General features: G+C 66.1%; 29 protein-coding genes. 16 read left to right on the top strand and 13 right to left on the bottom strand.

The features are described from left to right. The first annotated feature begins 14 nt into the window (after window positions 1–14). The 9 genes from RBB18_RS12915 to RBB18_RS12875 are packed head-to-tail and all read left to right on the top strand — an operon-like array spanning window position 15 to window position 6,797. On the top strand, window positions 15–1,220 hold the full coding sequence (locus tag RBB18_RS12915; RefSeq protein WP_371931648.1) for an ABC transporter substrate-binding protein: 1,206 nt from the start codon (window positions 15–17) through the stop codon (window positions 1,218–1,220). 9 nt (window positions 1,221–1,229) lie between these two features. Continuing rightward, window positions 1,230–2,204 carry a YVTN family beta-propeller repeat protein gene (locus RBB18_RS12910; RefSeq protein ID WP_306111247.1) on the top strand — a complete coding sequence of 325 codons (975 nt, stop codon included), beginning with the start codon at window positions 1,230–1,232 and terminating at the stop codon, window positions 2,202–2,204. Window positions 2,205–2,221: 17 nt separating this feature from the next. Then, window positions 2,222–2,671: a hypothetical protein gene (locus tag RBB18_RS12905; protein WP_103764963.1), complete on the top strand. Its 450-nt coding sequence runs from the start codon at window positions 2,222–2,224 to the stop codon at window positions 2,669–2,671. A gap of 13 nt (window positions 2,672–2,684) precedes the next feature. Next, window positions 2,685–2,933, top strand: a complete 249-nt coding sequence (locus RBB18_RS12900) for a PepSY domain-containing protein (RefSeq protein WP_274594563.1) — start codon at window positions 2,685–2,687, stop codon at window positions 2,931–2,933. A 33-nt stretch (window positions 2,934–2,966) separates the two neighbouring features. Beyond that, on the top strand, window positions 2,967–3,929 hold the full coding sequence (locus RBB18_RS12895) for an ABC transporter substrate-binding protein (protein ID WP_306111246.1): 963 nt from the start codon (window positions 2,967–2,969) through the stop codon (window positions 3,927–3,929). After that, window positions 3,930–4,676 (top strand): ABC transporter permease, encoded by a 747-nt coding sequence (locus RBB18_RS12890; protein WP_274594561.1) that lies wholly within the window; start codon window positions 3,930–3,932, stop codon window positions 4,674–4,676. Next, window positions 4,673–5,293 carry an ABC transporter ATP-binding protein gene (locus RBB18_RS12885; RefSeq protein WP_306111245.1) on the top strand — a complete coding sequence of 207 codons (621 nt, stop codon included), beginning with the start codon at window positions 4,673–4,675 and terminating at the stop codon, window positions 5,291–5,293. Before RBB18_RS12890 ends, RBB18_RS12885 begins: the two co-directional genes overlap by 4 nt. Further along, the gene (locus RBB18_RS12880) at window positions 5,290–6,009 is read left to right on the top strand and encodes an ABC transporter ATP-binding protein (RefSeq protein ID WP_306111244.1); all 720 of its coding nucleotides are present in this window, start codon (window positions 5,290–5,292) and stop codon (window positions 6,007–6,009) included. Before RBB18_RS12885 ends, RBB18_RS12880 begins: the two co-directional genes overlap by 4 nt. Continuing rightward, a complete protein-coding gene (locus RBB18_RS12875; RefSeq protein ID WP_103764923.1) occupies window positions 6,006–6,797 on the top strand; it encodes an ABC transporter permease in 792 nt (263 codons plus the stop codon). Before RBB18_RS12880 ends, RBB18_RS12875 begins: the two co-directional genes overlap by 4 nt. Before the next feature lie 7 nt (window positions 6,798–6,804). Here the strand turns inward: RBB18_RS12875 and RBB18_RS12870 are convergent, their stop codons facing one another. Then, the gene (locus RBB18_RS12870) at window positions 6,805–7,008 is read right to left on the bottom strand and encodes a hypothetical protein (protein WP_103764922.1); all 204 of its coding nucleotides are present in this window, start codon (window positions 7,006–7,008) and stop codon (window positions 6,805–6,807) included. A gap of 168 nt (window positions 7,009–7,176) precedes the next feature. On the opposite strand from RBB18_RS12870, the gene RBB18_RS12865 reads away from it, so the two are divergent. The 7 genes from RBB18_RS12865 to pqqE all read left to right on the top strand — a co-directional run bounded on the left by RBB18_RS12865 (window position 7,177) and on the right by pqqE (window position 12,715). Further along, a complete protein-coding gene (locus RBB18_RS12865; RefSeq protein WP_245890577.1) occupies window positions 7,177–8,745 on the top strand; it encodes a HAMP domain-containing sensor histidine kinase in 1,569 nt (522 codons plus the stop codon). Window positions 8,746–8,792: 47 nt separating this feature from the next. After that, window positions 8,793–9,479 carry a response regulator transcription factor gene (locus RBB18_RS12860; RefSeq protein ID WP_103764920.1) on the top strand — a complete coding sequence of 229 codons (687 nt, stop codon included), beginning with the start codon at window positions 8,793–8,795 and terminating at the stop codon, window positions 9,477–9,479. 86 nt (window positions 9,480–9,565) lie between these two features. Then, window positions 9,566–9,664: a pyrroloquinoline quinone precursor peptide PqqA gene (pqqA, locus tag RBB18_RS12855; RefSeq protein ID WP_057796095.1), complete on the top strand. Its 99-nt coding sequence runs from the start codon at window positions 9,566–9,568 to the stop codon at window positions 9,662–9,664. A gap of 27 nt (window positions 9,665–9,691) precedes the next feature. Beyond that, window positions 9,692–10,588 (top strand): pyrroloquinoline quinone biosynthesis protein PqqB, encoded by an 897-nt coding sequence (pqqB, locus tag RBB18_RS12850; protein ID WP_306111243.1) that lies wholly within the window; start codon window positions 9,692–9,694, stop codon window positions 10,586–10,588. Next, window positions 10,585–11,334 (top strand): pyrroloquinoline-quinone synthase PqqC, encoded by a 750-nt coding sequence (gene pqqC, locus RBB18_RS12845; protein WP_306111242.1) that lies wholly within the window; start codon window positions 10,585–10,587, stop codon window positions 11,332–11,334. Before pqqB ends, pqqC begins: the two co-directional genes overlap by 4 nt. Then, window positions 11,334–11,609: a pyrroloquinoline quinone biosynthesis peptide chaperone PqqD gene (pqqD, locus tag RBB18_RS12840; RefSeq protein ID WP_057796101.1), complete on the top strand. Its 276-nt coding sequence runs from the start codon at window positions 11,334–11,336 to the stop codon at window positions 11,607–11,609. Before pqqC ends, pqqD begins: the two co-directional genes overlap by 1 nt. Then, the gene (gene pqqE / locus RBB18_RS12835) at window positions 11,606–12,715 is read left to right on the top strand and encodes a pyrroloquinoline quinone biosynthesis protein PqqE (protein ID WP_306111241.1); all 1,110 of its coding nucleotides are present in this window, start codon (window positions 11,606–11,608) and stop codon (window positions 12,713–12,715) included. Before pqqD ends, pqqE begins: the two co-directional genes overlap by 4 nt. A gap of 7 nt (window positions 12,716–12,722) precedes the next feature. Here pqqE and RBB18_RS12830 read toward each other — a convergent pair whose 3' ends face one another. From RBB18_RS12830 to RBB18_RS12775, 12 genes are all read right to left on the bottom strand, one after another. After that, window positions 12,723–13,073, bottom strand: coding sequence for a hypothetical protein (locus tag RBB18_RS12830; protein ID WP_103764916.1), 351 nt, complete (start codon window positions 13,071–13,073; stop codon window positions 12,723–12,725). 104 nt (window positions 13,074–13,177) lie between these two features. Further along, on the bottom strand, window positions 13,178–13,852 hold the full coding sequence (locus RBB18_RS12825) for a hypothetical protein (RefSeq protein ID WP_306111240.1): 675 nt from the start codon (window positions 13,850–13,852) through the stop codon (window positions 13,178–13,180). A gap of 14 nt (window positions 13,853–13,866) precedes the next feature. After that, a complete protein-coding gene (locus RBB18_RS12820) occupies window positions 13,867–16,161 on the bottom strand; it encodes an ATP-binding protein (RefSeq protein WP_306111239.1) in 2,295 nt (764 codons plus the stop codon). Then, complete coding sequence (locus RBB18_RS12815) at window positions 16,161–17,285, bottom strand: FIST N-terminal domain-containing protein (RefSeq protein ID WP_306111238.1); 1,125 nt, start codon at window positions 17,283–17,285, stop codon at window positions 16,161–16,163. The genes RBB18_RS12820 and RBB18_RS12815 overlap by 1 nt, the downstream gene beginning before the upstream one ends. Before the next feature lie 37 nt (window positions 17,286–17,322). Further along, the gene (locus RBB18_RS12810) at window positions 17,323–18,036 is read right to left on the bottom strand and encodes a response regulator transcription factor (RefSeq protein ID WP_103764913.1); all 714 of its coding nucleotides are present in this window, start codon (window positions 18,034–18,036) and stop codon (window positions 17,323–17,325) included. Window positions 18,037–18,183: 147 nt separating this feature from the next. After that, the gene (locus RBB18_RS12805) at window positions 18,184–19,383 is read right to left on the bottom strand and encodes a hypothetical protein (RefSeq protein WP_306111237.1); all 1,200 of its coding nucleotides are present in this window, start codon (window positions 19,381–19,383) and stop codon (window positions 18,184–18,186) included. Window positions 19,384–19,490: 107 nt separating this feature from the next. Continuing rightward, the gene (locus tag RBB18_RS12800; RefSeq protein ID WP_306111236.1) at window positions 19,491–20,165 is read right to left on the bottom strand and encodes a hypothetical protein; all 675 of its coding nucleotides are present in this window, start codon (window positions 20,163–20,165) and stop codon (window positions 19,491–19,493) included. Beyond that, complete coding sequence (locus RBB18_RS12795) at window positions 20,162–21,055, bottom strand: VWA domain-containing protein (protein WP_306111235.1); 894 nt, start codon at window positions 21,053–21,055, stop codon at window positions 20,162–20,164. Before RBB18_RS12795 ends, RBB18_RS12800 begins: the two co-directional genes overlap by 4 nt. Continuing rightward, window positions 21,052–22,017: a VWA domain-containing protein gene (locus RBB18_RS12790; protein WP_103764910.1), complete on the bottom strand. Its 966-nt coding sequence runs from the start codon at window positions 22,015–22,017 to the stop codon at window positions 21,052–21,054. Before RBB18_RS12790 ends, RBB18_RS12795 begins: the two co-directional genes overlap by 4 nt. Continuing rightward, window positions 22,010–22,372 carry a hypothetical protein gene (locus RBB18_RS12785; protein ID WP_103764909.1) on the bottom strand — a complete coding sequence of 121 codons (363 nt, stop codon included), beginning with the start codon at window positions 22,370–22,372 and terminating at the stop codon, window positions 22,010–22,012. The genes RBB18_RS12790 and RBB18_RS12785 overlap by 8 nt, the downstream gene beginning before the upstream one ends. Beyond that, window positions 22,369–23,271, bottom strand: a complete 903-nt coding sequence (locus tag RBB18_RS12780; protein ID WP_306111234.1) for a DUF58 domain-containing protein — start codon at window positions 23,269–23,271, stop codon at window positions 22,369–22,371. Before RBB18_RS12780 ends, RBB18_RS12785 begins: the two co-directional genes overlap by 4 nt. Beyond that, complete coding sequence (locus tag RBB18_RS12775; protein WP_245890574.1) at window positions 23,268–24,221, bottom strand: MoxR family ATPase; 954 nt, start codon at window positions 24,219–24,221, stop codon at window positions 23,268–23,270. Before RBB18_RS12775 ends, RBB18_RS12780 begins: the two co-directional genes overlap by 4 nt. Between the last annotated feature and the right edge of the window lie 111 nt (window positions 24,222–24,332).

Below are 24,332 nucleotides of genomic sequence, written 5' to 3'. Positions count from 1 at the left end.
AAGGGAGGATAAAAGTGCTGAACCGTTTTGCGACGCTTTTCGCGGCCGCGCTGCTCTGCGCCGCCACGCTGATTTTCACCGCAGGATCTGCCGCCGCCATCGACGTGCGCGCCGCCGTCCTAAGAGTCGACTACCAGGTCCAGCGCCCCATTTCGCGCTTCGACGAGGCGCCCGAGGACCTGGGCTTCGCCGGCGCCGCGCTGGCCGATCAGGACAATAACAGCACCGGCAGCTTCATGGGCCATACCTACGAGACGGTACAGAAATCAGCCACGCCCGACGCCGCCGATGCCGCTCTCGATGAAATTCTCGCCGACGGCATCCGCCTGATCGTCATCCACGCCCGGGAAGAGGACGTTCTGCGCCTCGCCGACCGTGCTGCCGAGGATGGCGCGCTGGTCTTCAACGCCCGCGCCGGGGACATGGCCATGCGCAACGAGGAATGCCGCGCCAACCTCCTGCACACCGCCACCAGCTATGCCCAGCAGGCCGACGCCATCGCGCAATTCGCCATCTGGAAGAAATGGCCGCGCTGGGTGCTCATCGCCGGCTCCAACCCCGCCGACATGGCGCTGGCAGACGCCTATCGCCGCGCCGCCACCAAGTTCGGCGCCAATATCGTCGAGGAACGCACGTTCGAGGACACCGGCGGCGCCCGCCGCACCGACTCTGGGCACGTTCTCGTCCAGCGCCAACTGCCCAGCTTCATGCAGGGCCTGCCCGAGCATGACGTGGTCATCACCGCGGATGAGACCGACTATTTCGCCGCCTACCTCACCTATCACCTGTGGGATCCGCGCCCCGTGATGGGATCGTCCGGCCTGCGCCCCGTGCAAATGCATGGCGGGCACGAAGCCTACGGCGCAACCCAGCTTCAGACCCGGTTCGAGGAACTGGCGAACCGCTACATCAAGGACGCCGATTACAACGTCTGGATCGCCCTGCGCGCAGTGGGCGAGGCCGTGACCCGCGCAGAAACCGCCGAACCCGACGGGGTGAAAGACTACCTGCTTTCCGACCAATTCGAACTGGCCGGTTTCAAGGGGCAGGAAGTCACCTTCCGCGACTGGAACGGCCAGATGCGCCAGCAGGTCATGCTCTATGACGACCGCGTCACAATTAGCGTCAGCCCGCAGGAAGGCTTCCTGCATCAGAACGCCGTGCAGGACACGCTCGGCCTCGACCGCCCGGAATCGGCCTGCACGGCCTTCAGCAACTAAGGGGAACACATGAAACTCAAGGCACTCCTTCTGACCTCCGCCCTGGCGCTCGCCGCCGGGCCCGCGCTGGCCGGCAAGGCCTTCGTGACCAACGAACGCGGCAACACCATCACCGTGGTCGATACCGAAACATGGGAAGTGACCGACGAATTCTTCGCCGGCAATCGCCCCCGCGGCATCACCGCCAGCCCCGACGGCACCAAGATCTATGTCTGCGCCTCCGACGATAACCTCGTCCGGGTTTTCGATTCGGAAACCTACGAGGAACTGCCCTCGCTCCCCTCCGGCCCCGACCCCGAGCTTTTCATCATCGAGCCCTCGGGCAAGCGGCTCTATATCGCCAACGAGGATGACAACCTTGTGACCGTCACCGATACCGAAAGCCGCACCGTGCTGGCCGAGGTCCCCGTGGGGGTGGAGCCCGAAGGCATGGGCATGAGCCCCGACGCCAAGTGGGTGGTGAACACCTCCGAGACGACCAACATGGCGCATTTCATCTCGACCGAGGATTACGAGATCAAGCACAACGTGCTGGTCGACCAGCGCCCGCGCTACGCCCAGTATACCGCCGACGGCACCCGCCTCTTCGTCACGTCCGAGATCGGCGGCACCGTCAGCGTCATGGACATCGCCGAGGACGGCACGCCCACCCTGATCGAGAAGATCAGCTTCGAGGTTCCCAACGTCCAGCCCGAATGGCTGCAACCCGTGGGCGCCAAGGTCACTTCCGACGGCAAGCGCCTCTTCGTGGCGCTCGGCCCCTCCAACCGCGTCGCCGTGGTCGATGCCCAAAGCCTCGAGGTGCTCGACTACATCCTCGTGGGCCAGCGTGTCTGGCAGCTCGATTTCACGCCGGACGAGAAATACCTGCTGACGACCAACGGCAATTCCAACGACATCACCGTCATCGACGTGGCCAAGGAAGAGGCCGTGCGCTCCATCCAGGTTGGCGAACAACCCTGGGGCGTGGTGACCATCGAATAATGAAGGAGACAGAAAAGATGAAGAAACTGATGATGGCCGCGGCCACCGCCGCCACCTGCCTCACCGGCCCCGCCGCCGCCGCACCGCTCTGCGACGACCTCGGCTTTGCTGGTCTGCTGGCCGCCTGCAATCGCGGTGACGACATCCCGATCACCCTCGCCTCGGGCCAGCCCCTGCACGAGACTGGCAGCGTGAACCTGCAATCAGGCGCCTATTACACGCTTGAAATCACCGCCGACGGCTCCGCCGAGCTGGCCGTCACCGGCAGCGATTTCTTCCGCGCGATCTGGATGAACGAGATCGTCATCAACCAGATCGAGATCCGTCCCATGGCTGTCGATTCCCTCGAATTCGACAAGGCGGGCGTTGCCACGATCTCGTTCATCGCCATCAAGCCGGGCAGCCACACGCTGCGCATCCCCGGCTCCACCGGCGAAACGCAACAAGTCACCTTCAACATCCAGTAACGGAGCCCTGAAAATGAAACGTATTTTCGCAATCGCGGCGCTTATCGCCTCGCCCGCCCTCGCCGACGACCACGTAGACGCCGAAACGGTCGAAAAGATCGAGGCCTATCTCGCCTCCATCGAATGCCAGATGGACCCCGCCGATATCGAAGCCGAAGATGACGGCGGCTACGAGCTTGACGACGTGATCTGCAAGGGCGGCAACCAGTTCGACATCGAACTCGACGCCGACCTGAACGAGGTCGAACGCCGCGCCGAGTAAATTTACCGTTCTCCCATGGAGTAAAGGCCCGCCATGTTGCGCATCATAGCATCTCTCTCCTTCTTGCTAAGCAGCATGGCGGCCTACGCCCAAGAGCCCCCCACGATCCGTGCCGCAACCCTCAAGATCGGCACGGTCAACTGGGAGCTTCAGACCATCGTCGATGAAGGCCTCGACGAAAAACACGGCTTCATCCTCGACATTCAGCCCTATGCCGACAATGGCGCCACCCGCATCGCGGTCGAAGGCAACGAAGCCGACATGGCCGTCGCCGACTGGATCTGGGTTGCCCGCCAGCGCGCCGCGGGCAAACCTTACGTGTTTATCCCCTATTCCCGCGCAGTGGGCGGCGTGGTCGTTCCCGCAGATTCCACCGCGGAAACCCTTGCAGACCTTGCCGGGAAGAAACTCGGCATCGCCGGCGGCCCGCTCGACAAGTCCTGGCTCATCCTGCGCGCGTATGCGCAGCAGGCCCATGACCTCGACCTGGAGGCGGAAACCGAACAGGTCTTCGGCGCCCCGCCCCTCGTTTTCCGCACCGCCCTTGACGGCAGCCTCGCCGGGGCCATCAATTACTGGCACTACCTCGCCAAGATGAAGGCCGCCGGCATGCACGAACTCATTTCCGTCGACACCGCCGCCCGCGAGCTGGGCCTCGACCCCGAAACGCCGCTGCTGGGCTATTATTTCAAGGAAGGTTTCCTGTCGGAGAACCCCGGCCTCGCCCAGTCCTTCTTCGAGGCCAGCCGCGAGGCCAAAACCCTGCTCATGTCCTCCGACGAGATCTGGCAAGACCTGCGCCCGATGATGAATGCCGACAGCGACGCCGAATTCGAGCAACTGCGCACCGACTGGATCGCCGGCATTCCGGCGCGCAAGCCGATCGACACCGACGCCGCCCAGGCCCTTCTCAGCCTGATGCACGACCTCGGCGGCGCCGAGCTGGTGGGCGAGGCCGACACACTCCCCGACGGCCTATTTGCCGACGTCCAGTAAATGCAGACCAAGCTGACGCCGCTCCTCTCCATCGCGGGGCTTCTGGCCCTTTGGGTCGTGGCGTCAACGCTCAAGGCCGACCCGCAGGTCCTGCCCACCCCCTGGGCCCTCGCGCCCCTCTTTGCACAGGAAATCGCCAGCGGCGAACTCTGGACCCACCTCTCCGCCACCCTCCTGCGCGTGCTTTGGGCCTTCTGCCTCGCCATGACGCTGGGCGGGATCATCGGCCTCGCGATGGGTCGCTCCCCCGCGCTCAACCGCTGGCTCGACCCGTGGCTGGTGATCTTCCTCAACCTGCCCGCGCTGGTACTGATCGTGCTCTGCTACCTCTGGATCGGCCTGACCGAGGCCGCCGCCATCGCCGCCGTCACGCTCAACAAGGTGCCCAACGTCGCCATCGTCATCCGCGAAGGCGCCCGTGCGCTGGACCCGCAGCTTGACGCGCTGGCCCGCGTCTACCGCATGTCGGGCTGGACGCACCTGCGCCACGTGATCCTGCCGCAACTCGGCCCCTTCATCGCCGCTGCCGCCCGTGGCGGCGTGGCCGTCATCTGGAAAATCGTGCTCGTGGTCGAATTCCTCGGCCGCTCCTCCGGCGTAGGCTTCCAGATCCACCTTTATTTCCAGCTATTCGACGTATCCATGGTGCTGGTCTACGCATTCTCCTTCATCGCGGTCATGCTGCTCGTGGAATGGGCGCTGCTGCAACCGTGGGAACGCCACGCAACCCGGTGGCGCCGCGCATGATCACCGTCTCGATCTCTGAGAAACGCTTCGGCGACGACCTCGTGCTCGGCCCCATCGCCTTCGGGATCGCGCAGGGCGAAACCGTCGCCCTTGTCGGCCCCTCCGGCATCGGCAAGTCCACCCTTTTGCGGTTGGTCTCGGGTATCGACACCGATTTCACCGGCCATATCGACCGGCCTCAGGCGATGGCCATGGTCTTCCAGGAACCCACCCTGCTGCCGTGGCGCTCCGCCCTCGACAACCTCACGCTCCTTCATCCCGGCCTGCCGCCCGAGCGCGCCCTCGCCGCGCTTGACGAGGTCGGCCTCACCGGCAAGGAAACTCTCTTTCCCGGTCAACTCTCCCTCGGCCAACAGCGCCGCCTCGCCCTCGCCCGCGCCTTTGCGGGCCAGCCCGACCTGCTGATCATGGACGAGCCGTTCGTGTCGCTCGACGCCGCCGCCGCCGACCGGATGCTGACCCTGACCGAAGAGCTCATCGCCCGCCACCAGCCCGCGACCCTTTTCGTGACCCACGACATGGCCGAGGCGACACGGCTTGCACACCGGACCCTGACACTGGAAGGTGGGCCAGACGGCGCACAGCTCGCCGGAACGACAAAGGACCAGACCACGTGACCACAGGCCTGACCGTCAACAACCTCAGCTTCAACTACGGCGCCAAGCAGGCGCTGGTCGACGTGGCGTTCGACGTCGCCCCCGGCACCTTCTGCGCGCTTCTCGGCCCCAACGGCGCCGGCAAATCCACGCTCATTGCCCTGCTGACCCGCCTGCTGGTGCCCCCCCAGGGCGATATCACCGTCGCGGGCCACGACATGCGCCGCGAGCCCCGCAAGGCGCTCGGAAAGCTCGGCGTCGTCTTCCAGCAATCGACGCTCGATCTCAACCTGTCAGTCCGCCAGAACCTTGCCTATTTCGCCGCCCTGCAAGGCCTGCCGAAATCCGAGATCCCCGGCCGCATCGACGCCGCCCTCGACCAGCTCGACATGCGCCAGCGCGCCGACGAAAAGGCCCGCGACCTCAACGGCGGCCACCGCCGCCGCACCGAGCTTGCGCGGTCCCTCATTCACGACCCACACGTGCTCTTGCTGGACGAGCCCACCGTCGGCCTCGACGCCGCCTCGCGACAAGGCATAACGGACCACGTTCACGAACTCACGAAAACAGGCCTCTGCGTCCTCTGGACCACCCACCTCACGGACGAGGTGCGCGATGGCGACGACCTCGTCGTTCTGCACAAGGGCCAAATCATCCACCGCGGCACCGCCGGGGCCGCCCGCGGCGATCAAAGCCTGTCGGACTGGTTCCTGTCGCGCACGGGGGAGGTCGCATGACCGGCACCTTCCGCGTCGCCAAGGCGATCATCGCCCGCGAATTCCTGCGCTTCGTACACCAGCGCGAGCGCTTCATCGCCGCGCTTGTGCGCCCTCTCGTCTGGCTGCTGATCTTCGCCGCAGGCTTCCGCGCGGCCCTCGGCCTGTCGATCATCCCGCCCTACCAGACCTACGTCACCTACGAGACCTATATCGTGCCCGGACTTTGCGCGATGGTGCTGCTCTTCAACGGGATGCAATCCTCGCTCAGCCTCGTCTACGACCGCGAAATGGGCTCGATGCGCCTTCTGCTGACCAGCCCCTTCCCGCGATGGTGGCTGCTGATCTGCCGCCTGTTCGGCGCGACGATCATCTCGGTGCTGCAGGTCTACACCTTCCTCGCCATCGCGGCGGCCTTCGGCATCACAATGCCCACATGGGGCTACCTCGCCGTGCTGCCCAGCCTGATCCTCGGCGGCCTCATGCTCGGCGGCCTCGGGCTGGTCCTGTCGAGCTTCATCAAGCAACTGGAGAACTTCGCGGGCGTGATGAACTTCGTCATCTTCCCGATGTTCTTCATGTCCTCGGCCCTCTACCCCTTGTGGAAAATGGCAGAAAGCTCACCGCTCCTGCGCGACATCTGCGCGCTCAACCCCTTCACCTACGCGGTCGAGCTCATCCGCTTCTCGCTTTATCTCCAGATCAACTGGACCGCGCTCGCCTGGGTCACAGGCAGCACTCTAGTCTTCTGCGCGCTGGCCATCTGGGGCTACGACCCCGCCCGCGGCCTGATGAAGCGCAAGACCTGAGGGGACCTCAGATGTCGAACTCGGTATCGTTCACTGTCCGGCACCGCCAGCTTCGTACACGTTCGTTGGGATGGGTCGACACCCAGCGCGCCAGTTCCGGCTGCGCCCCGGCAAGGCACTGCATCGGCGTTACATCGGAGAACACAAGGCTGCGCTCTCGGCATTGGGTTGGATCTGTCGCCAGGCAGGCGACGAACAGGAGCTCTATCATAATCGTTCCTTACGCGTTGCGTTGGTCCTCGCTCCCGTGCCTCCAGTCATCCAACAGCAATTCCCCTAAGAAAAGCGTAACCGGACCCTGCGCACCGCGTCACGCCAGAATTTGTGCAAAAGAATGCGGCACTTCATCGCAAATGCCCGCGAAAAAGGCGGTTCTGCCATGTCGCTGAAGACCCTTCTCGGCCTCGGCGCCCTGGCCTTGGGGGTCGGCACATGGGTCACCGCGCTGATCCTGTGGCTGGGGCTGCTGGCCGTGTCCGACCGTCTGGATGCCACGCTCAAGGCCGAACAGCGCATGTCGGGCTATGCGGGCCTCTCGACCCAGGCCGCCACCTTTCTCGTCGTCGCGACCGAGGCGGTGCAGCGCGAATTGCCCGCCGACACCCGGTCCGAGCGGCTAGAGCCCGTGGTCGAAAACCTCCGCGCGTCTTTCGGGCGACTGCAACAAAACGTGGCCCAGGCCGTGCAGGAGGCCGAGGACCTCGGCATCGACGCCCAGTCCCGCTTCGGCACCCAATCCCTCGGCCTCGCCAGGATGGAAGCCCTCCTGAACAGCACCATGCGCGGCCTTGGCGACGACGACGTCGACAGACCCCGCCTGCAGGCCCATATCGACAGCTTCGCCACTGGCTTCGACCCCCTGCTCAGCCAGGCGGTTCAGACCGAACAGCTTTTCCGCGCCGACATCCGCGCCGATATCGTAAGCCTGCGCCAAAAGCTGACGCTGGCCGCCATCGCCATCGCGGTGGCCGCGGTCGTGATGGTTCTGGCCTTCTATTTCGGCCTCATCCGCCCGCAATTCGCCCGGCTGGACCGCCTGCGCGACGCCGCACAGAAGATCGGGCAGGAGGATTTCGCCATCGACCTGCCCGAAACCCGCCGGGACGAAATCGGCGGGCTTTACGCCGAGACCAACCGCATGGCCCACGCGCTCGCCGCCCGCAAATCCGCGGTCGAGCAGGACCGTGCACAACTGAACAGCATCATCGCCGCCCGCACCGAGGAATTGCGCGCCGCCAACGAAACCCTCGCCGAAATCGACGAGAATCGCCGCCGCTTCTTTGCCGATGTCAGCCACGAATTGCGCACGCCGCTCACCGTCATCCTGATGGAGGCCCAGATCGGTCGGGCGGCAGGCGGGTCTGAGGCCGACGCCTTCGCCACGATCGAGACCCGCGCCGCGCGTCTCAATCGCCGGATCGACGACCTTCTGCGCGTCGCGCGCTCCGACAGCGGGCAGCTGGCGCTCGAACACGCCGCTGTCGGCCTGCCCGACCTGATGACCGAAGTGCACGAAGAAGTCCGCGCCGAGGCCGACAACGCAGGCATGACCCTCACGCTCTCGGACGTTCCCCACGCCACGCTCACCTGCGATCGCAACTGGATTCGTCAGGTGTTGGTGGGGCTTGTCCGCAACGCCATCCGCCACGCCCGCGACGGCGGGCATGTCCGCCTAGACGCACGATCGGACGACCAGACCGCCGAAATCGCCGTCATTGACAACGGCCCCGGCATCGCAGCCAAAGACCAGACGGGCATCTTCGAACGCTTCTCCCAAGCCGGCAGCGCCTCGGCCCAGGGCTTCGGCATCGGCCTGGCCCTGGCCCGCTGGGTGGTCGAGACCCATGACGGCACCATCACCCTCGAAAGCCCCGTCCCCCCCGCCGACGCCCTCGGCGACGCACCCGGGACAAAGATCGCGGTTCGCCTTCCCCTTTCATCCGGCTAAAACGGCGCTATCCTCACCGTCGCAGCCGCGAAAGAGACCGCATCACCATGACCCGCCTCCTGATCGTCGACGACGACCCGGAAATCACCTCCGCCCTGGCGCGGGGGCTGGGTCTGCACGGCTATCAGGCCGAAACGGTCAACCGCTACGACCACGCGCTAGACAAACTGCGCGCCGAGACCTTCTCGGGCGCCATCATCGACGTCATGCTGGGCGCCGACAGCGGCCTCGACCTCGTGCGCCGCGCCCGCGAAGACGGCGCCACCCTGCCCATCCTGATGCTCTCGGCACTCTCTGACGTCGAACACCGCACCGCGGGTCTCGAGGCCGGGGCCGACGATTACGTGGTCAAACCCTTCAGCTTCGAAGAGCTGGTCGCCCGCCTGCGCGTGCAGGAACGCCGCGCCACGTCGCAGCGCCCGCAGCCCGCCACGCTGAACGCCGACCGCGTCCTGCAGACCGAGACCGCCAAGGTCTCTCTGACCGAGCGCGAAGACGACCTTCTGCGCCTTCTGATCGCCCACGACGGCACCCCCCTGCCACGCGGCGACATCTTCGATGCGCTTTGGCAGGCCGAGGGCTCGGGTAACGAAAACGTGGTGGACGTCTATATCGGCTATTTGCGGAAGAAACTCCGCGACGCCGATTTTGCTTTCGAGATCAAGACAGTACGCAACCAGGGCTTCGTCATAGACGGCCTTGCACCACGTACCGACGCCGGGAACCGGGACTAAAGTCTAAGCGTTTCACAGAAATTAAGAGTCGCAATAACGCGGCCGACTTGTCATCTTTAAACTGTCATTCAAAGGAGGATACCATCATGGCATGGGCAAAACCGATCATCCGCGAAATCGAATGCGGCATGGAAATCAACATGTACGGACCTGACTTCGACGAAGAGCGCGAAGTCCTGATCTAAGACTGCTTGCGCGCGGGAGGATACTTGATGTCATTCCGCGCGCAAATACTCGGCGCTGCTGCCGGGGGCGGCCTGCCCCAGTGGAACTGTGGTTGTGACAACTGCAACCTTGCACGTTCAGGCGACATACCCTCACAATCGCAATCGTCCCTCGCCGTCACCGGAAACGGTGTTGATTGGGCAATTCTGAACGCCTCTCCCGACATTCGGGAGCAGATGTCGCACACGCCCGCGCTCTATCCGACGGACCTGCGCAAACTGCCGCTCACGTCCGTGCTGGTAACCAATGGCGATATCGACCACGTGGCCGGCCTGCTTACGTTGCGCGAGATGCAGCCCTTCACGCTGTTCGCAACCAAGGGCATTCACGAGGTGCTGGCTGCCAATCCCATATTCGACGCGCTCAATGCCGGCGTCGTGACCCGCACCAACATCGCCCTCGACGCGCCGTTCGAACTGGCCCCCGACCTCACCGCGACGCTTTTCGCTGTGCCCGGCAAGGTCCCGCTCTACATGGAGGGCGAGACGGTCGAGACCGACCTGATGGGCGAACAGACCGTCGGCGTCGTTCTGGAAAACGGCGACACGACGGCCTTCTACATCCCCGGCTGCGCCCGCCTCACCGACGACCTGCGCGAGCGCCTTCAAGGGGCCGACATGGTCTTTTTCGACGGCACGCTCTGGCGCGACGATGAAATGGTCCGCGCCGGGCTGGGAAAGAAGACGGGCCAGCGCATGGGCCACATGTCCATGTCCGGTCCCGACGGCTCCATCGCCGCCTTCGCGGGGGTGGATATCGGCAAGAAGGTCTTCGTGCACATGAACAACACCAACCCGGTGCTGCGCCCCAATTCGGCGGAAAAGGCCGAGGCACAGGCAGCGGGCTGGATCATCGGACAGGACGGAATGGAGATCACCCCATGACGCAAAGCCGCGAAGAGTTCGAAGCCCGCCTGCGCAAGATCGGCGCCGAGCGGTATCACGACCTGCACCCGTTCCACGACCGCCTGCATGGCGGCGACTGCACGCCCGACCAGGTCCGCGCCTGGGTTCTGAACCGCTACTACTACCAGCACACGATCCCGATGAAGGACGCCGCCTTCATGAGCCGCGTCGAAGACCCCGACCTGCGCCGCGCCTGGCGCAGCCGGATCGAGGATCACGACGGCACCGCAGAGAACGAAGGCGGCATCAAGCGCTGGCTCCGGCTGGCCGAGGCCGTGGGCCTCGACCCGGCCTATGTCGCCTCCCGCGAGGGCGTCCTGCCGGCCACCAGATTCGCCTGCGACGCCTATGTCCGCTTCGTCCGCGACAAGACCCTGCTGGAGGCCGTCGCCTCGTCCCTAACCGAGCTTTTCGCGCCCAAGATCCACGCCAACCGGATCGAGGGCCTCTTGAAGAACTACGACTTCGCCGACGACAGTTCGCTCAGCTACTTCAAGACCCGGTTGAAAGAAGCACCCAAGGACGTCGCCTTCGGCCTCGCCTGGGTGCTCGACCACGCCGACACGCAGGAAAAGCAGGACGCCGCCGCGAACGCGCTGATCTTCAAGACAGACGTGCTCTGGTCCCAGCTCGACGCCCTCTGGAGCGCCTATGTCGAACCCGCCCGCATCCCGCCCGGCGGCTGGCAACCGGGCGAAGGGCTGCTGCTCGAAAGGTCCTCCTGATGATCGCCACCGACATTCCCTCCCTGCCCCGCGGCGTGCGCCTGCATTTCGACAAGGTGCGCGACACGTGGGTTCTTCTCGCGCCCGAACGCGCCATCACCCTCGACCAGATCGGCCACGCCATCCTGACCGAGGTCGATGGGCAGCGCAGCTTCGGCGAGATCACGCAGGCCCTGTCGGACAAGTACAACGCCCCGGTCGAGCAGATCACCGAGGACAGCAACGGCTTCCTTACGGCCCTGCGCGACCGCAGATTTCTGGACGTAGCGCAATGAAAATACCCGCCCCAATCGCCATGCTCGCCGAGCTGACACACCGCTGTCCGCTCTCCTGCCCCTATTGTTCCAACCCCGTGGAACTGGCCCGGCAGGACAGCGAACTGGACACCGAAACCTGGGTCCGCGTCTTCGACGAGGCGGCAAGGCTCGGCGTGCTGCAACTCCACCTCTCGGGCGGCGAGCCCGCCTCCCGCCGCGATCTCGTTCCGCTCGTACAGGCCGCCCGCGATGCGGGGCTCTATACCAACCTCATCACCTCCGGCATCGGCCTGACCGAGCGCCGGCTGAAAGAACTGGACGAGGCCGGCCTCGACCACATCCAGCTGTCCCTGCAAGGCACCACGCCCGAAATGGCCGACGAAATCGGCGGCTATAACGGCGGCTACAAGCGCAAGATGCAGGTGGCCGAGTGGATCGGCCAGATCGGCTTTCCCCTGACGCTCAACGCCGTCCTGCACCGGCGCAACCTGCACCAGCTGCCCCGCGCCATCGAGATGGCACAGGAAATGGGCGCCCGCCGGATCGAGGTTGCGACCGTGCAATTCCACGGCTGGGCCCTCAAGAACCTCGACACCCTCATGCCGACCAAGGAACAGGCCCGCGAGGCCACCCGCATCGTCGCCGAATCCCGCGCCGCCCTCAAAGGCAAACTGGTGATCGACTACGTGCCCGCGGATTATCACGACGATTACCCCAAGCGCTGCATGGGCGGCTGGGGCAGCACGGGCCTCAACGTCGCCCCAGACGGGCAGGTTCTGCCCTGCCACGCCGCGCAATCCATCCCGCATCTCGAATTCGAAAACGTGCGCGACAAGCCGCTGGACGAGATCTGGTACCAGAGCAGCGCCTTCAACGCCTATCGCGGCACCGACTGGATGCAGGAGCCTTGCAAGTCCTGCGACCGCAAGCTGGTGGATTTCGGCGGCTGCCGGTGCCAGGCCATGGCCATCGTCGGCGACCCCGCCGCAACAGATCCGGTCTGCATCAAGTCGCCGCATCACGGGGCGCTGCAAGCACAGGCGGACACCCACGCGTCCAACACCGACGCGCCCTTGGTCTACCGCACCATGCCCGGCAAGAAAGAGGTCGAACCGAGCAGCTGAGGTCGGTTCAGAAGCAGACGATCTCTGCCTCGGCCTGCGCCCGGCGCAGCTCCGCCACCAGGTTCGCCGCGGCGGCCGAGCTGTTGAACACCGCCATGCGCTCGCCGCCCACCCGGCGCATCGACAGCACGGTCTCGGCTTCCAGGTATTCCTCGTAGGACAGGATCTGCGCCACCTCGTCCACCGAGCACGAACATTTCTGCAGCATCTCGCGCGTCGTACCGTTCGTGGACATGCAGGCAAAGACGTAATCCGCCCGCGCCGCGGTGGGGAAATCGTTCAAGCGTTCGGCGGCGGTCTGGCCCAGCGCCAGGCCCGGCACTGCAATCAGCATCGACGCCAGAACAGCACCAGCCATCCGCCCTACGCCGCCCCGGCCCCCGAGCCGGGGCCTCCCGGCCTTCGCGCGCAGAGGTCCCGGGTCAAGCCCGGGACGGGGGGGACTGAACTCAAACGGCTGTCTCATTGCGTCGCCTCCTCCAGCGTTTCGAATGTCACTTCCGAACGGTACCCCTCACCGCCCTCCGGCCCCGGCGCCTCGGCCAAGAGGCTCAGATACCAGCCCGGCACGTCCTCGGACATCGTGACCGTCAGCTCCAAATCACCAAAGCCGCGCATCTGGGCGCGGTTCGGGTCCTCGGCAAAGGGCTGCATCGTCACCGTCTGCGTCTCGACCGTCTCACCGTCATACTCGGCCTCGCCCATCGTCACCTCGTTCGGCTGCACCAGCGCCTCCTTCACCCGGTTGCGGATGTAGAACTTGCTGCCGCCGGCACTCTCGGCCATGTCGCGCACCGTGCTCTCGTAGAAGAACATGATCATCGGGTTGCCCACGCTCGCGGGGAATTGCCCCAGCTTGCGGTACTTCTCGCCCTGCCGCAGTTCCAGCACCGCCATCGGGCTCTCGCCCTCGCCCACGGTCAGCGCCACCTTGCCGCTGTCACGCTCCGCCGCATCGGGCGCCAGCGCGTTACTGACCTCCCTCTGGTAAACCAGGGACGTGTCACGCGACACCTTGTCCAGCGTGCCGTTCTTGAACAACAGGTCATATGTTTCCTGCCCGTTCAGCGGGGCGGCCACAGCCGTGGCACAGCTCAGGGCAACCCCGATCAGGGCGCTTGTCAGACGCGTCATCATGCTCAATCTCCTCCCTATTCGGACCAGACACTAAAGGCTCCGGCAGCGCTGTCACCGGCCACTTTCGTATCACCCTGTCCCTCGGCATCCCCTTGCTGACCGATCTTCCACGCCATCAGCGGCCGCAACCGGTTCAGCTTCACCGGCTTGTAGATCACCGAGATGTCATAGGTCAGCCCCGCCGCCCGCACCCTGGGGCTGCGGTCGGCGGTGATCAGGATCGCCGGCACATGCACGCCGGTCAGCTTGCGCACCTTCGCTATGGCATCCACGCCGGTCTCGTCATCGTCCAGCGTGTAATCCGCCAGGATGATGTCGGGCGCCATGCCCATATCCTCGACACAGGTCACCGCCTCGTCGATCGATCGGCAGGCCAGCACGTCGGCCCCCCATTGCTCCAACCGCTTGGTGGTGCCGAACAGAACATCCTCATCGTTCTCGATCAGCAGCACGATCTGGTTTTCCAGCAGGTCATCGGCGTTGGATGCAAGGCTCAGCGGCTCATTGACCGCCGGCGCATCCACGACCGTCTCCAACTCGATCCGAAAGACCGACCCAACGCCGGGCTTGGATTTCACCGACAGCTTGTGCCCCAGCAGGCGACAGGCCCGCTCCACCACCGACAGGCCCAGGCCGACGCCCGCGGCCAGCTTCTCGCCATCGGCGCGCGCGAACTCCTCGAACACCCGCTGCTGGTCGCGCTTGGGGATCCCGATGCCGGTGTCCCACACCTCCAGCACAACGCGCCCCTTGCGCCGGCGGCACCCGACCAGCACGCGCCCCCCGGGCTGGGTATACTGGATCGCGTTCACCACCAGGTTCTGGATCGACCGCAACAGGTACACCGGGTCCGACCGCACCAGCACCGAACAGGGCACCATCTTCAGCCGGACGTTCTTCTGCTCGGCCACCAGGCTCTGGTCGGCATGGATACTGTTCATCATCGCCGTCAGGTTCACCACCAGCGGCGACACGGTGTCAGGCGCCGCACTTTCCAGCCGCGAGATGTCCAAGAGCAAGTGCAGCAGTTGCTCGGTCGAGCGAAACGACCCTTCCAGCCGCTCGACCAGCCCGTGCATGTCGGTGTGCCGCGACGTCTCCAGCAGGGTCGAGATCAACAGCTTCGCGGCATTGATCGGCTGCAACAGGTCATGAGACGCGGCGGCCAGAAAGCGCGTCTTCGACGACACAGCCTTCTCCGCCTTGTCCTTGGCATCGCGCAATGCTTCCTCGACCCGCGCCTTCTTCTCGTATTCCTCGGTCAGCTTCTCGTTGGCACGGGTCAGCTCGGCCGTGCGTTCCATCACCCGGCGCTCCAGCGTTTCGGTCGCCTGCGCCTCCAGCGTGACGTCCTCGACCTCCACCAGGTACCCGCTGTCGGGCATCTCGTGCATGTGCAGTTCCAGCACCCGCATCGGGCCCAGCCGCACGCGCTGTCGAAACGCACCCTGCTTGACCAGCTTGCGATACATCCCCTCGATGCTCGTATCACCGCCTTCCACGGTCAGGCCAGTTTCGAAGAGATAATCCACCAGCGCCGTCACCGGCTCACCTTCCGCGACATGGGACGCCGGCACGTTCAAAAGCTCCCGGAACTGCGCGTTATGCATCAGCACGCGCCCCCGGGACGTAAACGTGCACACGCCCGAGGTCAGCGTCTGGAACACCGCCTTCAGGTAATCCTCCTGCCGGTCGATCAGGCTTTCCTTCTCAGACCGGTTGCGCCGCACGAAATCGGTGATCTCGGTCAACAGCAGCACGACGTTGTCGCCCGACGTGTGCTGCGCGCTCAGCTGGAACCAGCGGTCGTCGGCCATCTCGATCATGACCGAGGTGATCACGCCTTCGTCGCGCCGCTTCTCGAGCGTGGTGGGCAGCGTGGCCAGGTTGCGGTCGGCCGAGCGGAAGAACTTGCTCGACACCAGCCGCGCAAAGAACCGGCCGATCGAAAGCCCCGTGTCGATCTTGTTCGAGATGTCCGGGAAAAGCTGCAAAAACAGGTGATTGCAAAGCTCCAGCTTGCCGTCGATAAACAGGGCAAAGCCACCCTCCATCGACGACAGCGCCGCCACCAGGCTCTTGCGCATCCGCTCCTGCTCGCCGCGCACCGTCTCCAGTTCCGACACCGCGCGCGCCAGGTCGCGGCCCTGCGCCTGCATCTTCTCCTGCAACTCGATGGCGGACTGGAACGCACGAAACGCCGAGGGGCGCACATCATCCTGCCGGTTCGCCCGCCGCATCAGCGCGTCGATAATCCGCGCCTGGCGCTCGACCTGTACATCCAGCGGCTCGTCGGGGTTCACCAGCATCAGTTCAGCACCCGCGCTTCGGGTTTGAAGAACGCCACGCCCACGAAGGTCTGGTTCATGTGCAGGCCGGATTTCTGCTCTCCATAGGTGTTGAACCCGATCACCCGGTGGGCGCGCAGGATATTCGACACCTCATGCGTCAGCTGCTTGTGTTCGAATTCCAGCCGCCGCAGGAAACAGTCGAAGCCAAGGATGAAATCCGGCTCGCGCCCGGCCGCATCCCGCGTCGACAGACCCGCATGCAGCGCATCCAGGCTGCCTTGCGCCTTGCCCAGCGTCAGGATCAACCCGTCGTCGATGGCCGCCAGCAACGACAGAGCACCGCCCGGCTTGGCATCGCTGATCGCACGGGCGTAATGCGTCAGGTTGTGGCGCAGCATCATCGGGTTTTCTGCAAACACCTCCGGGCTCAGCGCCTCGGGCGGGCAGCCCACCAGCCGCGCGTATTCCTCCGCCGCCGGCGCCCCGTTGATCTCGTAGACCAGCCGGTCCTCGGGATCGGCCGAGGTGATGACGATCTGCGCGCCCTCGGGCTGGAAATGATCGAAGGCCACGCCCTGGAACTGCAGGTCGGTCTCGATCAGCAACAGCATCGCGGCATTGGAATGCGTCTCACCGTCATGCAGAACGAAGGTCCGCTCGAACTTCAGCCCGTCTCCCGCCGAGCCGCCGAAAATCGGCACGTCGCCCAGAACCGCGTCAAGCGTCGAGACCAGCAGATCCTCCTGCTTGGACAACCCGTCCGCCACGATCAGCGCGAACCGGTTCCAGCCGGCGGTGTGCCGGAACCGCTCCGCCTGTTTTTGCGCCTCGGCGGCAAAGGCCGTGGCGTGGTCCGGGTGCAGGTCCCGGAACAGCATCGAGGCACAGCGGAAGTTCCTGCGCGGGAAGCCCATCAACAACAGCGCCTGATCGTCATACCCGTCGGTGGTGATCTGCCCGGCAGAACTGCACCCGAAGACCGGCACGCCCTGGAACGCCTCGGACAGAATCGCGCTGGTTTCCTGCACATCAAGACTGTCGGGCAGGACCGCAAAGACGAAACAAAGCCCCTTGCCCACCAGCCCCTCGGCCGCCTCGGCCACGGCGCTCGCGGGATCCGGGGCCCGGGATTCCCCGATCATGACAAATTCAGGGGGGGCGGACTTCACGTGCCCGCGCCTAGTGCTGCAAAAAGGCGCGCGCCTCGGGTTCGGCATGACGCGCCATCACCGACTCCACGAACACCACCGCCTGGGTCCGGTTGCGCACGTCCAGCCGGCGCAACAGCGCGGTGATATGCGCCTTGACCGTGGCTTCCGCCAGCGACAGCTCGTAAGCGATCTGCTTGTTGGGCTTGCCCGCGCAAATCAGCTTCAGGATATTAACCTGCTGCGGCGTCAGGATGCTCAGCTCGGGCGTCGTCTTGAACAGATCGTCCTCGCCGCCTGCCTCCTCGACATTGACGTACTCGGCGGGAATGTAACGCCGCCCGGCGGTGATCTCGGACACCGCGAATTGCAGCGTTTTGGCCGAGGCGTCCTTTGGCAGGAATCCCATCGCGCCCGATCGCAAAAGCGTGTGCACCAGTTCGCTCGACGCCAGCGACGAGATCACAAGCACGCGCGCCTCGGGCAACCGCTCGCGCAATTTCTCGAAACCCGACACCCCGGTCACGTCCGGCAACTTCAGGTCGAACATCACCAGATCGGGGTGAAACTCCTGGTCCAACAGGTCGAAGCACGCCTGAAGACTGCCCGCCTTGCGGATTTTGCACTCGGGGAATCCCAGCGTCAGCGCTGTTTCCAGCGCGTCGCTGTACAGCGGATGGTCGTCCACGATCATCACCGACGACACAGGCTGCGCGTCCGCGCATTCATCTCTTGCTGCCAACATGCCGATCCTCCCAAATGGAAACCTAGCACCAAATCGAGAATGATCAACCATTTGGCGCAGGCCTGTCCGAACCGGCAATGCTTGGCCAATCGCACAGCGGGCAAGTTCCCCGCGAAATCGGAAACAGCCGGGGGCGCCCGTGTGCAACTAGCGGGCGAACCGCGTCACGTCGCCCGGCGGGGCCGCGCCGGAATAGACCGCCCGATCCAGTTCCGCCAACCGCTTGCGGTACGTCTCGGCTCCCGGATCCGCTCCTGAAAGTGCCACCAGAGCCTTCCGCACCTCACCGACCCGCCCGGCCCGCGCCGCACGGCGCAGCGCGCGTCGCTGAGGGTGCCACCCCGGCACCCAGTCCGATAGCCGCGGCACGCCCGACCACGCCCGACCGCGCAGCCCCAGCGCCAGCGCCGCCGCGAAAACCGCCAGTGCAGCAGCCAGCGCCGGACCGCCCGGCAACACCGCCTCGGCGGGTTCGGGCACGGCCTGCGCGGTCGTCGGGGCACCGGCCCCGCTTGCCCTCACGCGTGCGCCATAGGCCACCCGCTGCGCGTTGATCTCCACCGTCCGCTTTTCGCGCATGGTTGTGTCGTAATAGTCAAAGCTCAAGGGCTCCACGACCGCCGACACGTCATTGCCCGGCCGGATCGTCCAGCGCCAGAAGGCGATGGTCTTGGGTCCCTCCGGCGTCAGTTGGATAAGCCGCTTTTCCGGGTGGGCAAAAATCATGCCCGAAGGCGAGTTCAGCTCCGGCATCGGCGGGATCATCTCGGGCGTGGCGCCCAGCGCCTCGACGCGGATCACCCGCAACACGCCCTCTCCCGGCGTCAGCTGGTCGGGCGCGTTCGACCACTGGTCCGACACTTCCAGTTGCCGCACCGGGAACCACCAGTCTCCATCCGCCGGCGCCGGGTCCACCTTGATCGTGATCGGCTCGGACGCGACGTCGTGCTCGAACCAGTCGTCGCCCTCGTCGGTCAGCGTCAGCCGGTGCCGAAACGCCCCGATGGTCAGTTCGCCGGGCCTTTCCGGGTAAACCGCCATGCGCCGGATAAAGACCTTGACCTTACGCCCGTCCACGCGCTCATCGCGCCAGGTGTCGGGTCCCAGCTGTGACCAGTTGAACCCCTCCAGCTCCGGCTGCACCAGTTTTTCCCGGGTGATATAGCGCCGATAGGTGCCGCGGATGGTCAAAAGCACCATTTCCTGCGTGTAGGGCGTCGCTTGCCGCTCTTCCACGCTGACCTCCAGCGCCAATTCCCCCGGCCGCACTTCGCGCGACTGCCCGAACGCCACCGCCGGCATCAGCAGCACGAGCATCGCAAGCGCCAACACGCCGAGCGCAAACACATGAACCTCCCGTCCCGGACCTGATCCGGGACCTCTCGCCTTCCCCGGCAGTAGGCCCCGGCTCGAGGGCCGGGGCGGAACCGAGGCGCGCGTCTCACAAGCAATTGTCATCCCGGATCCTCCGGCTCGGGCGGCGACAGTCCCAGTTTCCCGCGCCGCTTGTGTTCCTGCAAGATCCGCTCCGACATGAATTCCCCCGGCACGTCCTCCAACTGCAAGAGCCAGCGCTCGTCGGCCACCATGAAGTAATCCTTGAACACGCGCCGTACGCCCAGCTTGCCACGGCTTTCCAGCTCGGCCATGCCCAGCACCGCGCCGGTATTGCTGACCCCGTCGCCGGTCGAGGCCGCACGCGCGTCGCCCTGCCCCACCTCAGCGTCGGCAGTAGACCCACGCTTGCGGTCAGGCAGCAAGGCCAGCGCCTCGGGGTCGATCGCGAGGCCCGCGTAATAGGCCGCGACCACATCGAAATTCGCCCGCGCCCGCGGATCCCCAGCTGCAATGGCAAGATCATAGGATTCCAAAGCCTGCGCATACTCCCCCTCGAAAGCCCGCGCATTTCCGAGGTTATAGTCCTGCCCGGCCGCCGCGAAGGCCTCCGCCGCCGCGCCGTATTCGCCCGCGCGGAACCGCGCCACGCCCCGCCAGTCCGGCGCGTCGAACACCTCCGCCGCCCATCCCGGCAACCCGACCGCCAACAACACGCGCCCGAACGACGCCGTCCCGCCCAGGCTCAGGCCGGCCAGCAGGAACACCGCCGTTATCAGCGCCAGCCCCCTCATGCGGCCTGCCTGCGGAACATCAGCAGCATCGGCACGGCGGCCAGTAATAGCAGGTACCGACCCATGTCGCTCCAGAAAATCAGCGGATAATCCTGCCGCTCCAGCCGCGCCGCCATGTCCTGCACCAGCCAGCCGGCCAGCGCCTCCGCGTCGTTCAGCCCAAAGACCCGCCCGCCGCCTGCCTGCGCATGGGTCACGAGCGCCGGTGCGTCGCCCATCCCAACCAACGACAGCCTTGCCCCGATCTCCGACAGCCGTGCCGCCAGCCGCAAACTCTCCGGCCCCAGCCCCGCCCCATCTGTGAAAAGCACCACGTCCCCCGCGATGATCTCGGCCTCTTCCAGCCGCGCCACCGCCAGCGCCAATGCGCGCGCGGGCCTTGTGCCGGGGTCGGGCACCAGCTCCGGCCCGATCAACGAAAACGTCTGCCCAAGCTGCAAGTGATCCAGCGTCATGCCCGTCGCCAGATAGGCGTCCCCGCCATAGACCACGACTCCCCCGGGCCGCGTTCCCAGGTTGGCCAGCCCGAACCGCCCCAGCGCCTGCATCTGCGGCCAGCGGTCATCCTTCGTCACACTGCTCGAGGCATCGACCACGAACAGCACCCCGTCGAGGTTGCGAAAACTGGGCGTGTCCCGCCGCTCCACCGCCGGTCCCGCCAGCGCCAGCACCGCGATCACCAGCACCGCCATCCCGGCCCACAGCCCCGACCGCCCCGGCTGCGCCTCGACCCGGCCCAGCGCCGCCATCGCGCGGATCATGCCCGGGTCCGCCGCCCGCTGCCAGTCGCCCAACCCCTGCCGCTGCGACCAAAGCCACCACGCCAGCCCCGCCAGCACGGGCAGCGCCAACAGCCACAGGGGCCGCAGCAGGGTGACGTCCAGGCTCATGCCGGGTCCCTCGCGATCACGAATAGGCACAGCAACGCAGCCGCCGCGGCGGGCCAGGGCCAGTAATCTCGATAGATTTCGGCAGCCAGCCCGTCGCTGTCATTCGCCTCCAGCCGGTCCAGCGCATCCGCCACCTGCTGCAGATCCTCGGTCGTGCGCACCCGGAAACTCTCGCCGCCCGAGACCTCCGCAATCGCCCGCAAGCTCCGCGCATCCACCACGCCGCGCTCGCCTTCCTCGGCACTCTCCAGGTCTTTGGGTCCCAGCGCAATCGTATGCACCCGCACCCCCATCCGGGCGGCCAGCTCGGCCACGCCCAGCGGCTTCGTCGCGCCCGCGTTGTTCACCCCGTCCGACAGCAGGATCACCACCTTGCTCGCCGCATCGCTGTCCTTCATCCGCTTCAGCGCCAGCCCCAGACCGTCCGAGACGTTCGTCGCCCGCCCCGAGATGCCGATCACCGAGGTCTCGATCTCCTGCGCCACCGCCTCGATGTCGAACGTGAAGGGCGTCGCGTAATAGGCCTCCGAGCCAAACACGATCAGCGCCAGCCGGTCGCCGCCCCGCCGCCGGGCAAACTCCGCGCCGACGGTCTGCACCGCCTCCAGCCGCGTCACCTGCCGGCCGTCGAGGTCGAAATCGTCCCGCACCATCGAGCCAGACAGATCCAGCGCAATTGCCAGGTCCCGTCCCGACACCTTCAGCGCCGACACCGGCGCAAGATCCCTCGGACCGGACAACGCCACCACCAGCAGCGCCCAGGCCATCCACAACGCTCCATCGCGCAGCGGCACGCCCGCCACGCCCACGCCGCCGCGTCGCGCTCGATCCAGCAGATCCTCGCCGACACGGCGTGGCAGCACCAAGGCCCGTCCCCCCGCACTCCGCGCCGCCACGAACCGCTGCACCAACCACGGCAGCGGCAGCAGCAACAGCGCCAGCGGCTGCGCGAGCTCAAACATGCGCCCTCACCTCCGCCTCCACGTCGATCTCCGCCTCCCGCCGGTACAGAGTGGGGCGCAACGCATCATACCGCTCCGGCGCAACCTCCTTCAGCAAGTGCAGCAAACCCACGCGCCGTGCGTCCTCGGGCAACTCCGCCAGCGCGGCAATACGCGCCTCAACCCCCGGTGTCGCGCCGCTGCGCCGTCGCGTAAATGCCAGCCGCAACCCTCCGATCACCAGTAGCGCAGCACACCCCGCCAGCCCCGCCGACACCAGGACGTCCGCCACGGCCTCCACCGCGCCTCCCGGCGGCAACCTTATATCCAGCAGGCTGTCGCGCATCGCCGCTTCGGAAAGGGGCGCGCCGCTCATGCCGCATGCTCATCGTGATAGCGGATCAAGACCCGCGCCGTCTCGCGTGGGTCGGCCCCGGCATCCACCACCAGCGCCTCGCGCCCCGCGATGCGTACCATTGTCGGAACCGAGTCATTCACACCGATCCGCAAATTCGCCCGTCGCCCATCGGCCAGCCGTACCGGGTACCGGCCCGCCGGCAACGCGTCGGTGTTCGACACCAAAAGCAGCCGGATTGCCCGCCTTTGCCCCAACCCGTCCAGCACCTTCACCAGTTCCTCGCCCGGCGCGTCGAACCCCGAGGCGATCACGATCTCCGCCCCCGATGGCGCCAGCCGCTCCAGCCGGTGCAGCGCCCGGTCCAGCGACAGCGCCCCGCCGGTCGAGCCCTTGTCCCGCGCCGCATCCTCCAGCGCCCGAGCATGGGCCTCCACCAGCCCGCCGATCACGTCCAGCATCCCGCGGATGCGCCCGCGTGGCGGCACCACGGTCACATCCCGGTCCGTCACCGCCAAGAGCCCGACACGCCCGCCCTGGTCGATCAGCGGCCAGGCATCCAGCACCAGCGCCTCGGCGCCAGCCACCGACAACAGCGCCCGGCGCAAGCCCCACAGCATCTCGCTGCGCATATCGGCCACAAGGTACCGCACCCGGTCTCGCTCCGCCTGGAACTGCCGCACATGCAGCTTGCCGGTCCGCGCCGTGCTCGCCCGGTCCAGATGCCGGATGTCGTCGCCGGGCAGGTAGTCCCGGATATCCGCCACCTCGATCCCCTGCCCCTTGACCCGTGTCGCATGGCCTCCGGGCAGCGTGGCGCATTGCTCCGCGCCGCCCGGCCCGGTCAGCGCATGGGCGCGCAGCGCGATCAGGTCCCCGGCGGCAAGCCGGACCCCCGGCTGCTCCAACGCGGCACTCACAGCGGCTCCACCGCTTTGACGATATCCGCCACCACGTCCCTTGCCCGGCGCCCCTCGGCCATCGCCCGCCAGCTCAGCACCATCCGGTGCGCCAGCGCATCGGGTGCCAAGGCCGCCACGTCCTCGGGCAGCGCATGGTCGCGCCCCTTCAGAAAAGCCCGCGCCCGCGCCGCCGCCGCCAGCGCGAGCGTGCCGCGCGGCGACACCGCGTGCTGGATATCCCCGGCCAAATCCCCGCCCCGCGTCGCCATCACCAGCCGCACGATATAGTCACGCAACTCCGCGGCCAGATGCACGTCCGCCACCGCCTTGCGCGCCTCCTTCAGGCTTTGCTGGCTGATCGTTGCGTCCGACGCCACCGCCTCGCCATGCGTCTCGGCCTCGACAAGGTTCAGGATCGCCCGCTCGGTCTCGAGATCCGGCAAGTCGAGCACCACGTGTAGCAGGAACCGGTCCAGCTGCGCCTCGGGCAGCGGAAAGGTCCCCTCGTGCTCGATCGGGTTCTGCGTCGCCACCACCAGGAACGGATCGGGCAAACCGTGCGTCTCGCTGCCTGCCGTGACCTGTCCTTCGCCCATCGCCTCCAGCAGGGCCGACTGCACCTTGGGCGGCGCCCGGTTGATCTCGTCCACCAAGACGAGGTTGTGAAAGACCGGCCCTTTGACGAACTCGAAACTGCCATCGCCGGGCTTGTAGACTGGCGTACCGGTCAGGTCGGCCGGCATCAGGTCGGGCGTGCATTGAATACGCGCGAACGACCCTTCCACCGCCTTCGCAAGGCATTTCACCGCCCGCGTCTTGGCCAGCCCCGGCGCCCCTTCGACCAGCAGATGCCCCCCGGTCAACAGCGCGATCGTCATTCGCTCGATCAGGCTCTCATGCCCGATCAGCCCATCTCCCAACTGCTGCAACAATCCCGCGATATCGCGCTGGCCGGCCTCTTTCAGCACATCCTGTCCTCCCGAAACACACCGTTTGACAGCACCCCGCAGCCTCTCCCACCGCGCGGCGCATCACATCAACGCTAGGGCAAGCGGCCAGTCGCCGCCTACCTAACCGAA

Origin of the sequence: Roseovarius sp. MMSF_3298 (assembly GCF_030733705.1) — a bacterium.
Lineage (GTDB): Bacteria > Pseudomonadota > Alphaproteobacteria > Rhodobacterales > Rhodobacteraceae > Roseovarius > Roseovarius confluentis.
Note: the sequence above shows the minus strand (reverse complement) of the source record. Positions and strands in the feature narration are given on the sequence as shown.

Bases quoted from the DNA above. Each gene is read 5' to 3' on its own strand.
- RBB18_RS12910 (WP_306111247.1), top strand. From the start codon at position 1,230: ATGAAACTCAAGGCACTCCTTCTGACCTCCGCCCTGGCGCTCGCCGCC.
- RBB18_RS12905 (WP_103764963.1), top strand. From the start codon at position 2,222: ATGAAGAAACTGATGATGGCCGCGGCCACCGCCGCCACCTGCCTCACC.
- RBB18_RS12900 (WP_274594563.1), top strand. From the start codon at position 2,685: ATGAAACGTATTTTCGCAATCGCGGCGCTTATCGCCTCGCCCGCCCTC.
- RBB18_RS12895 (WP_306111246.1), top strand. From the start codon at position 2,967: ATGTTGCGCATCATAGCATCTCTCTCCTTCTTGCTAAGCAGCATGGCG.
- RBB18_RS12890 (WP_274594561.1), top strand. From the start codon at position 3,930: ATGCAGACCAAGCTGACGCCGCTCCTCTCCATCGCGGGGCTTCTGGCC.
- RBB18_RS12885 (WP_306111245.1), top strand. From the start codon at position 4,673: ATGATCACCGTCTCGATCTCTGAGAAACGCTTCGGCGACGACCTCGTG.
- RBB18_RS12875 (WP_103764923.1), top strand. From the start codon at position 6,006: ATGACCGGCACCTTCCGCGTCGCCAAGGCGATCATCGCCCGCGAATTC.
- RBB18_RS12870 (WP_103764922.1), bottom strand. From the start codon at position 7,008: ATGATAGAGCTCCTGTTCGTCGCCTGCCTGGCGACAGATCCAACCCAA.
- RBB18_RS12865 (WP_245890577.1), top strand. From the start codon at position 7,177: ATGTCGCTGAAGACCCTTCTCGGCCTCGGCGCCCTGGCCTTGGGGGTC.
- RBB18_RS12860 (WP_103764920.1), top strand. From the start codon at position 8,793: ATGACCCGCCTCCTGATCGTCGACGACGACCCGGAAATCACCTCCGCC.
- pqqA (WP_057796095.1), top strand. From the start codon at position 9,566: ATGGCATGGGCAAAACCGATCATCCGCGAAATCGAATGCGGCATGGAA.
- pqqB (WP_306111243.1), top strand. From the start codon at position 9,692: ATGTCATTCCGCGCGCAAATACTCGGCGCTGCTGCCGGGGGCGGCCTG.
- pqqC (WP_306111242.1), top strand. From the start codon at position 10,585: ATGACGCAAAGCCGCGAAGAGTTCGAAGCCCGCCTGCGCAAGATCGGC.
- pqqD (WP_057796101.1), top strand. From the start codon at position 11,334: ATGATCGCCACCGACATTCCCTCCCTGCCCCGCGGCGTGCGCCTGCAT.
- pqqE (WP_306111241.1), top strand. From the start codon at position 11,606: ATGAAAATACCCGCCCCAATCGCCATGCTCGCCGAGCTGACACACCGC.
- RBB18_RS12830 (WP_103764916.1), bottom strand. From the start codon at position 13,073: ATGGCTGGTGCTGTTCTGGCGTCGATGCTGATTGCAGTGCCGGGCCTG.
- RBB18_RS12825 (WP_306111240.1), bottom strand. From the start codon at position 13,852: ATGATGACGCGTCTGACAAGCGCCCTGATCGGGGTTGCCCTGAGCTGT.
- RBB18_RS12820 (WP_306111239.1), bottom strand. From the start codon at position 16,161: ATGCTGGTGAACCCCGACGAGCCGCTGGATGTACAGGTCGAGCGCCAG.
- RBB18_RS12815 (WP_306111238.1), bottom strand. From the start codon at position 17,285: ATGATCGGGGAATCCCGGGCCCCGGATCCCGCGAGCGCCGTGGCCGAG.
- RBB18_RS12810 (WP_103764913.1), bottom strand. From the start codon at position 18,036: ATGTTGGCAGCAAGAGATGAATGCGCGGACGCGCAGCCTGTGTCGTCG.
- RBB18_RS12800 (WP_306111236.1), bottom strand. From the start codon at position 20,165: ATGAGGGGGCTGGCGCTGATAACGGCGGTGTTCCTGCTGGCCGGCCTG.
- RBB18_RS12795 (WP_306111235.1), bottom strand. From the start codon at position 21,055: ATGAGCCTGGACGTCACCCTGCTGCGGCCCCTGTGGCTGTTGGCGCTG.
- RBB18_RS12790 (WP_103764910.1), bottom strand. From the start codon at position 22,017: ATGTTTGAGCTCGCGCAGCCGCTGGCGCTGTTGCTGCTGCCGCTGCCG.
- RBB18_RS12785 (WP_103764909.1), bottom strand. From the start codon at position 22,372: ATGAGCGGCGCGCCCCTTTCCGAAGCGGCGATGCGCGACAGCCTGCTG.